The sequence below is a fragment of the Jiella flava genome, from assembly GCF_017349315.1.
In the GTDB taxonomy this organism is placed as follows: domain Bacteria; phylum Pseudomonadota; class Alphaproteobacteria; order Rhizobiales; family Rhizobiaceae; genus Jiella; species Jiella flava.
The window spans coordinates 136347-143918 of the sequence record NZ_JAFMPP010000011.1 but is presented as its reverse complement, the minus strand read 5'-3'; the positions used below and the strand labels follow the sequence as shown (position 1 = coordinate 143918).

Below are 7572 nucleotides of genomic sequence, written 5' to 3'. Positions count from 1 at the left end.
GATTACATCGAGCGCTTCTACAATCCCCAGCGACGGCACTCGACATTGGGCTATATGAGCCCCGTCGAGTTCGAGGAGAAAGCTATGTTAGCTTAACTGCGTGTCCGAAAAACCGGCAGCAGGCCACGCCTTGATGAACTCATCAAGCTCCGATGCGACGAATCCCTTGCGGCCAGCTGAAATGGTGATCGGCCTCGGGAAGGTCGGATCTTTTCCCATCTGCCAAAGTGTCGTGCGCGACACTCCCAGCATGTGGCATGCTTCCTTTATGCTTTTGAGTTCCATGACGTTTGTCTCCGTGCTTTAGCATACGGAGACGTTAGGACCGATGCGGATGCGTCCGTGAACAGAACTAGGCGGTGATCTGCTTCTTAGTTTCGTACACGATCTCTTTGATGTGGCGGGGAAGGTTCTTGGTCTTCCTCGACTTTGCTGCCGTAAGGGCCGGTTCGACGACCCTTTCAATGAACGTCATGGCGGCGTTGTCGCGGCTTTCCGACATCTTGAGCGCGGAGAATTCGATACCGTGAGCTTTCGCCCACACTCGCGCAATTTGCACGATGAACCCGGTCTCGTGCTCTGCGGAACTCGTTTGGCCGCGGTTTGCATCGACCCCTCGCCAAGTCGAGATCAGAAGCGAAAGCGCCTCCTCCATCCTTTGCAGGTTCTTGAATGTCGAAGCCACTTCGCAATCTACCGAGGCAAAAAGCCCCCTGTTTTGCTCCAGCGTACGGCTCGTTGTCCGGACCGCGGCTAACTTCCGTCCCCAGTCGTCGAGATAGCGCTTTGTGATCTCCCTATTTTCGTAATCGACGGCAATTCCGAAACCGAGCACTGCGCCTTGGACGCCCCCGCACGCTTCCTCTTGAGCATGCGCAGGGAGATCAGCGCATAGTTGCTCAATCGTGTAAACGTCGTAGAGGTGGAGAATGGAGCCGATCATGCGGCATTCCCCGCCGCAAACGGCGCGATCTTCCCAGGCCGCCTTTCAACAACTGAATCGAGATACTCGGCCCACATCGCGAGTGCGCGACGCTTCTCCGGCTCATACTTCGCTCGATTATAGATGCCGGCGACGCCAGCGCGGAAGCCGCTGATGTGGTTGAGCACAGCTTCAACAATGTGCGGAAGGATGCCGATGTCGCCCATCATGGTCGCGACGGTCCGGCGGATGTCGTGGGGCGTCCACCGTTCTTCGAGGATCTGGAGCTTCAGTTTCGCCGCCTTGGCTATGGCGTTGCTCTCGAGCGGCTCGCCGGTGCGAGTAAAAAGGGGCGCCGAGGCTTCATCTCCGGCCCGTCGCATTGCCCGCTCCACCACGGCGAGCGCGGCCGGCGAAAGTGGCACCACGTGCGTCAGTCCGTTCTTTGTCCGCTCGCTGGGGATCGTCCAAAGCGCCTTGTCGAGGTCGACCTCGCCCCGCCTCATTCCGCAGACCTCACCGCTTCGCTGGCCGGTGAGGAACAGGAGCTTAAACACCTCGACCGTGACAGGCCGTAGCGCGGCATCCGGTAGCGCTTTCCAGATGCGCCGCACCTCGTCGGCCGATAGCACCCGATCTCGTTGGACGGGCTTAGCTCGAGGTCGGATACCCGCGGCCGGCGAGACTTCAAGATACTCCTCGTCTACAGCCCAGCCGAACATCTTCCGCACCACCGCCAGGATGTGCGTCGATTGCGTGAGCTTCCCAGCCTCAGCCTTGGCGTCGATGATGTCGAGCAGGTCGCGGCGCTTGACGGCCACCGCCTTTATGCGGCCGATCATTGGCAGCACGTCCACCCGTAGGATGCGCTCGTCTTCCGCCCAGCTTTTCTTGTTCCGCTTGGCGTAGCGCTCGACATAGAGGTCTGCGAGTTCAGCAACCGTCATGGCCTCGCGACGAGCGCGCTTGTCGCCAGCAGGGTCCATCCCGTCCGAAACCGCGGCCACAGCGTCAAGCGCTTTGCGACGAGCCTTCTCCAACGATAGCGCGGGGAACTTGCCAAGCGTGACGCGGCGCTTCTCGCCATCCGACTCGCGGCTGTAAACGACAGTCCAGGCTTTGACGCCCGTCGGCGACACGCGGAGCACGAGCCCACGCACGACATCATCCCAAAAGTCGGTTCGGGTCTCAATCTTTACGGTTTCGACAAAGCGGGTCGTCAAATTCTTGCGCGGCATCTCGACCTACCGATATTTTTTCGGTTTCTGCGGCCGGGGTTCCGATAGGGTTCCATATTGGCGAAACTTGAATGAACGGCCATGAACGTGAGAAAACACGAAAAGGCACGCATATCAAGGCTTATCGGCGTCTATCGTCGTTCGCCGCTGTTCCCTTTTGTTCTATTGGATGTCACTTTTAATCTGTAGGTCTTGGGTTCGAGTCCCAACGCGCCCACCAAAAATTTCAAAAATTTGGGCCGGGCCGGCGCGGCCATCGCGCGTTCAGCGGCGATAGTTCGGCCAACCAGAGCGATATCTCGCGATCGTTCGCTGCACTTTGCCGGCCGTTCAGCGATAGGTTTTGATATAATGTGATCCGATCTCGACCCACAGGCGCCGTGCCGCCTTGGCGTTGGCGACCGACCATTCGTACTCGATCAATCCGAGCGCGTGCCGAACGCGGCTTACGGCCAGCGTCTCTTTGCAGCACAAGCGCACCATATTGAGACGTGCGAAGCGATCATCCGGCGTGATCGTGCCGAAGCGCTGCACGATCTTCTTCATATCTTTGTCTTGCGCAATAAGGATCGCCGCATTGGCGAGCGCTGCCGTGCAGACGATATCGTCTGCGACGCCTTCCGCAAGAACTTCATGATGAAGGATCGCTTGATGCCCCATCTCGCGGAAGGCATCAGCGACCGAGGCTGGAACGCCCTCGTCCAAGAGAACACGAAGTGCCGGCCGCCGCGACTTCAAACGGCCGGTTCATAGTGGATAGCCGCCTCGACGTCGACACGCGTCAAGGTCGGGTATTCACGTAAGATCTGATCGACGCTGCAGCCATCGTCGGCAAACGCCTTGATGCTGCGGACCGGGATCCGCGTCCCGGCAACGACAAGCTGATTGTGCGCGCGGCCACGATGTTGGGCGAAGGTGCCGAGGAGCTCTTCGTCCCGCTGCCGCAACGCGGCTACCGCCTGCTTCATGTCCCCCGTCACGACCTTGAGAGGAATCTCGAGAACACCTTGCCCCGATATCACGCTTTCCTTCACCTTCGTCTCCGGATTGACGAAGACGACCTCCTTGCCGAGAACGTAGAGCGTTGTCTTCGCCCATAGATCATCGCCCAAATGCGATAAACGCTCCTTCACGCCGCGCAGATGCTGCAAGGAAATTCGGCGCGTGTTGCGAAGCTCAGCTAAGACCCGCAACGAGACCAGATCGCGAAACGAGTAAAGGCGGATCGCATTCTCATGCCGACCCGACTCGATCGACGGGAGAAAGAAATTCGTCCGAACCCAATAGCGCAGCTGTCGACAGCTTACGCCGGTCAAACGTTCGGCCTGGTCTTCGGTAAATGCTGCGACAACCGCCTTGCCATTCACCTTGTTCATTCCTCTCGCCAAACCTCTAAGCTTTTCGATAAAATCAAAAATTGCAGACTGAAGTTGCGTGACCGTATACCGGCGATCGCAAACTTCGCAACATATATAGGCGCTCAGCGGCCACGCGATACATCTCGCTGCATCCTCCTCTCCCCTGCACTGGGCCTCCCAGCCCCAATAATGGTCGCGCAAGGTTTCGGCGAGGGGGCGGTCGGTGATGCCGAGGTCCTCGCGGCTGCGGCGGTTGTCGAGGGCGAAGCGTATGGCGAGGCCCTGTCAAAACTCGTCAGCGGAGCGATCGCGACCTTTGCCCGGGCCGGCGGTCGGAACGGAAGCGGGCTGCAGCGCTCGCGTCCTTTCGGCGAGCGGGAGACGACGGCGCATGTCAACCGGCGCATCACGCTTGCAAAGCCGGGATAAATGGAGAGCCAGAAGCGGCTCGAAGAGCACTCCAGGCACGTCGTGAGAAACGGGACGCGCCGCTCAGCCCTTGGCCGGCACCTCCATGAATTCCGCATAGCGCTGCATGATGCTCGGTAAAGCGCTCAGCGTGCCGGACAGATGACGCCGCACGGCATCCTCCGCCGCCGCCACGTCAGCCGCCTCGATCGCGGTCAGGATCGCGTCGTGGCAGGTCAAAATGGTGGTGATCTTGCCCGGATCTGGCAGACTGAGCCGGCGCAACCGGTCGATATGGCCCGACCGCTCGGCGATCACCCGCAACAGCCTGGGATAGCCGGCGGCATCGCAGAGCGCATAATGAAACTGCTGATCGAGAATGGAAAATCGCTCCAGATCGTCCTCATCGACGGCCACCATCTGCGCCTGGACAATCCGACGCGCCGGCGCGGTGATCCCTGCGTCGGCCTGGATGGCGAGACATTTGACCACCTCGACCTCAAGCGCGATCCGCAAAAACTGGGTCTCGCGGGCATGATCGACGTTGATCTTCGCAACGAGGCTGCGGGACTGAGGAAAGATTTCAACCAATCCCTCGCGCTGCAACTGAAAGAACGCGTCACGCACCGGCGTCTGGCTGACGCCGTATTCCTCGGCGAGCTGAGCACGCGACAACAGCGCGCCCGGCTTTAGCCGCAGATCGACGATCCGGCGCCGCAGCGATCCGTAAATGCCGCGGGAGGCAAGCGGACGACGCTCGACGTCGCGGGGGAACTCGACTTCGTCACCCCCGATCGCTGCGCCTTGCGAAATCATCGATGCCCGCCCCCCGACTCACCCACACGGAAATCTGTAACAGAGCTGACGCGAGAGTGATAAAAATATTAGTATTTTACAGCATCGACCCGAAAATCGGAATCGATTTTCGGAAAGTACGACGCGTCGAACCAGAGATTAAGAGCGTCCCGTCTGCGTCCGATCGGACGCAGGGCGTCCGCCGGGGCGTGCGGGCAGACCGCTCGCTTGGCTCCAGACCGGCGACATCCTTTGCCTTGACCTGCCGAACCGGCGGCTCGATATGCTGGTCGACGACGCCAAACTGGAACGGCGGCGCGCGGCATGGATCGCGCCGGAGCCGCGGTTCCGGCGCGGCTGGGAGTGGATGTTCTCCCGCCATGCGATCCAGGCTGACAAGGGCTGCGACTTCGATTTCCTCGAGCGCGGCTTCGGTCAGGCCGCGGGCGAGCCGGACGTCTTCTGATTGGAGGGCCGCGAAAGTGGCCCCCGTCGAACGGGGCCCGGGCTGCCGAAACGGTGCGCCTTCAGGCGCCGATCATGTTGAATTTCGATGAAGGAGGTCCTCAATGGCACTCGAACTGACCGGCAACCATCTGATCGCGGGCGAATGGAAAGCCTCCGGCCAGACCTTCCGTTCCGACCCGTCGAGCGGTGAACCCCGTGCATTCTCGGTCGGCACGCCCGCGCTGGTCGACGCGGCGGTCAAGGCCGCCGAGGACGCCTTCTGGTCCTACGCCTCGTCCAGCCGCGACGAACGCGCCGCCTTCCTCGAGACCATCGCCGCAGAGATCGACAAGCGCGGCGCGGCGATCACCGCGATCGGCACCGAGGAGACCGGGCTGCCGGCCGGCCGCCTCGAGGGCGAGCGCGGCCGCACCGTCGGCCAGCTGAAGCTCTTCGCCAAGCATATCCGCGACGGCGCCTATCTCGATCGCCGCCATGACGCGGCCCTGCCCGACCGCCAGCCGGCGCCACGTCCCGACCTGCGGATGATCCAGCGGCCGATCGGTCCGGTCGCCGTCTTCGGCGCCTCGAACTTTCCGCTCGCCTTCTCCACTGCCGGCGGCGACACGGCCGCGGCGCTGGCCGCCGGCTGCCCGGTAGTCGTCAAGGGACACGAGGCCCATCCCGGCACCGGCGAGATCGTCGCCCAGGCGATCGCCGCCGCGGTGACGGCGCACCGTCTGCATCCGGGCGTCTTTTCGCTCGTCCAGGGCGGCAAGCGCGACGTCGGCGAGGCGCTGGTCACGCATCCGCTGATCAAGGCCGTCGGCTTCACCGGATCGTTGACCGGTGGGCGCGCGCTGTTCGATCTGTGCGCAAAGCGTCCCGAGCCGATTCCGTTCTTCGGCGAGCTCGGTTCGATCAATCCGATGTTCCTGTTGCCCGAGGCGATGAAGGCCCGGGCCGCCGCAATCGGCAAGGGCTGGGTCGGCTCGCTGGCGATGGGTGCCGGCCAGTTCTGCACCAATCCCGGCATCGCGATGGTGATCGAGGGCTCGCACGCCGACAGCTTCGTCGCGGCGGCGCTGGAAGCGGCCAAGGACGTCGCCAAGCAGGCGATGCTGACCGACGGTATCGCCGCGGCCTATCGCAAGGGGGCGGCCCGCGTCGAGGCGACCGCCGGCGTCACCGCGCTGATCGGCGAGGCCGAGACGTCCCGCCACGCCTCGCCCTATCTCTTCGAGACCACCGGCGAGACCTTCGCCAAGGAGGAGACGCTGACCGAGGAGGTGTTTGGACCGCTCGGCATCGTCGTCCGGGTCAAGGATCTCGACGAGATGGCGCAGCTCGCCCGCGGTCTCGACGGCCAGCTCACCGTGACGCTGCACATGGACGCCGGCGACGCCGACGCGGCCCGCGCGCTGCTGCCGATCCTCGAGCGCAAGGCCGGCCGCATCCTCGCCAACGGCTTTCCGACCGGCGTCGAGGTCTGCGATGCGATGGTCCATGGCGGCCCCTACCCGGCCTCGACCAATTTCGGCGCGACCTCGGTCGGCACGCTCGCCATCCGCCGCTTCCTGCGGCCGGTCTGCTACCAGAACATCGCCGAAGCGATTCTTCCAGCCGATCTCAAGTGAGGCTGTAACCAACGCGGCAACCCGCAAGACGCGGATGGGCGGTGTCAAACGCTTAGATCCCTTGAATCGAGTCCATGCTCCGCAAAGACCATCTCGCCAGCCATGACAAGGCCCCGTAACGCCGCGTGGTGTTACGGGGCCTTTCTTTCGGCCGTGCGAACTGTCGTGATCGGACCCACTTGCCCAAAAGCCTGTCGCGCAAAACCGCAAAGGCAGACCGACGGTAGCGGCGGGTCAAGCGAGAGCACCAAACAGCGTCGGCGCACCAGATCGCGCAGACGGCCAAACGCTCCAAGCCGCGCGTTAACGGCCATCGATCTGGCTAGTTCAATTTTTTCGGGGGGGGGGGGCGTCAGTTTTGAGCGTCTAGGACCGCTCAAAACCGGGATTTGGTGCCCAGGAGAGGACTCGAACCTCCACGCCTCGCGGCACACGGACCTGAACCGTGCGCGTCTACCAATTCCGCCACCTGGGCTCGGGGCGGACCTTTAGAAGCTGGCCTCTCGCCTGTCAACGCGGATTTATGCAAGTTGCGCCCTAACCTTGTGAATGAGCCTAGCCGACGGTGAAGCGCGGGCCGGCGCACCACACTGGCACCGTCGAGGATGCGTCGGGGGTGAAAGGTTGGAACCCGGTTGAAATCGCGCCTTCACCTCGCGCAGTGGACGGGTTATGAGCTCGGTGAGAAGCTTTGCCGGAATGATGACGCGGCGCACCATCGCCCGCGGCCCGGCCGGCCGCACCAGGTTGCGGCCCTGTTAAGAACG

General features: G+C 62.5%; 9 protein-coding genes, 1 tRNA gene and 1 pseudogene. 4 read left to right on the top strand and 7 right to left on the bottom strand.

What is annotated here, in order from left to right; translation table 11 throughout:
• The coding region (locus J1C48_RS13515; RefSeq protein WP_207258440.1) for an IS3 family transposase at nt 1-96 on the top strand (96 nt) is incomplete at its 5' end.
• Here J1C48_RS13515 and J1C48_RS13510 read toward each other — a convergent pair.
• From J1C48_RS13510 to J1C48_RS13490, 5 genes are all read right to left on the bottom strand, one after another.
• Nucleotides 88-285, bottom strand: a complete 198-nt coding sequence (locus J1C48_RS13510; protein WP_207258422.1) for a helix-turn-helix transcriptional regulator — start codon at nt 283-285, stop codon at nt 88-90. The genes J1C48_RS13515 and J1C48_RS13510 overlap by 9 nt on opposite strands.
• 67 nt (nt 286-352) lie before the next feature.
• Nucleotides 353-943: a hypothetical protein gene (locus J1C48_RS13505; protein WP_207258420.1), complete on the bottom strand. Its 591-nt coding sequence runs from the start codon at nt 941-943 to the stop codon at nt 353-355.
• On the bottom strand, nt 940-2160 hold the full coding sequence (locus tag J1C48_RS13500) for a tyrosine-type recombinase/integrase (protein ID WP_207258418.1): 1221 nt from the start codon (nt 2158-2160) through the stop codon (nt 940-942). Before J1C48_RS13500 ends, J1C48_RS13505 begins: the two co-directional genes overlap by 4 nt.
• 330 nt (nt 2161-2490) lie before the next feature.
• Complete coding sequence (locus J1C48_RS13495) at nt 2491-2865, bottom strand: DUF5615 family PIN-like protein (RefSeq protein ID WP_207258416.1); 375 nt, start codon at nt 2863-2865, stop codon at nt 2491-2493.
• 29 nt (nt 2866-2894) lie between these two features.
• Complete coding sequence (locus J1C48_RS13490) at nt 2895-3536, bottom strand: DUF433 domain-containing protein (protein WP_207258439.1); 642 nt, start codon at nt 3534-3536, stop codon at nt 2895-2897.
• 171 nt (nt 3537-3707) lie between these two features.
• On the opposite strand from J1C48_RS13490, the gene J1C48_RS13485 reads away from it, so the two are divergent.
• On the top strand, nt 3708-3947 hold the full coding sequence (locus tag J1C48_RS13485; RefSeq protein ID WP_207258414.1) for a hypothetical protein: 240 nt from the start codon (nt 3708-3710) through the stop codon (nt 3945-3947).
• A 63-nt stretch (nt 3948-4010) separates the two neighbouring features.
• On the opposite strand, the gene J1C48_RS13480 is transcribed toward J1C48_RS13485, so the two are convergent.
• Entirely contained in the window at nt 4011-4742 is a 732-nt protein-coding gene (locus J1C48_RS13480; protein ID WP_207258413.1) for a GntR family transcriptional regulator, read from the bottom strand.
• A gap of 193 nt (nt 4743-4935) precedes the next feature.
• On the opposite strand from J1C48_RS13480, the pseudogene J1C48_RS13475 reads away from it, so the two are divergent.
• Nucleotides 4936-5187, top strand: a pseudogene (locus tag J1C48_RS13475) (dihydroxy-acid dehydratase); the annotation flags it as partial.
• Between the two features lie 103 nt (nt 5188-5290).
• On the top strand, nt 5291-6805 hold the full coding sequence (locus J1C48_RS13470; RefSeq protein WP_207258412.1) for an aldehyde dehydrogenase (NADP(+)): 1515 nt from the start codon (nt 5291-5293) through the stop codon (nt 6803-6805).
• Nucleotides 6806-7195: 390 nt separating this feature from the next.
• On the opposite strand, the gene J1C48_RS13465 is transcribed toward J1C48_RS13470, so the two are convergent.
• Nucleotides 7196-7280: transfer RNA gene (locus tag J1C48_RS13465), tRNA-Leu, on the bottom strand.
• Between the last annotated feature and the right edge of the window lie 292 nt (nt 7281-7572).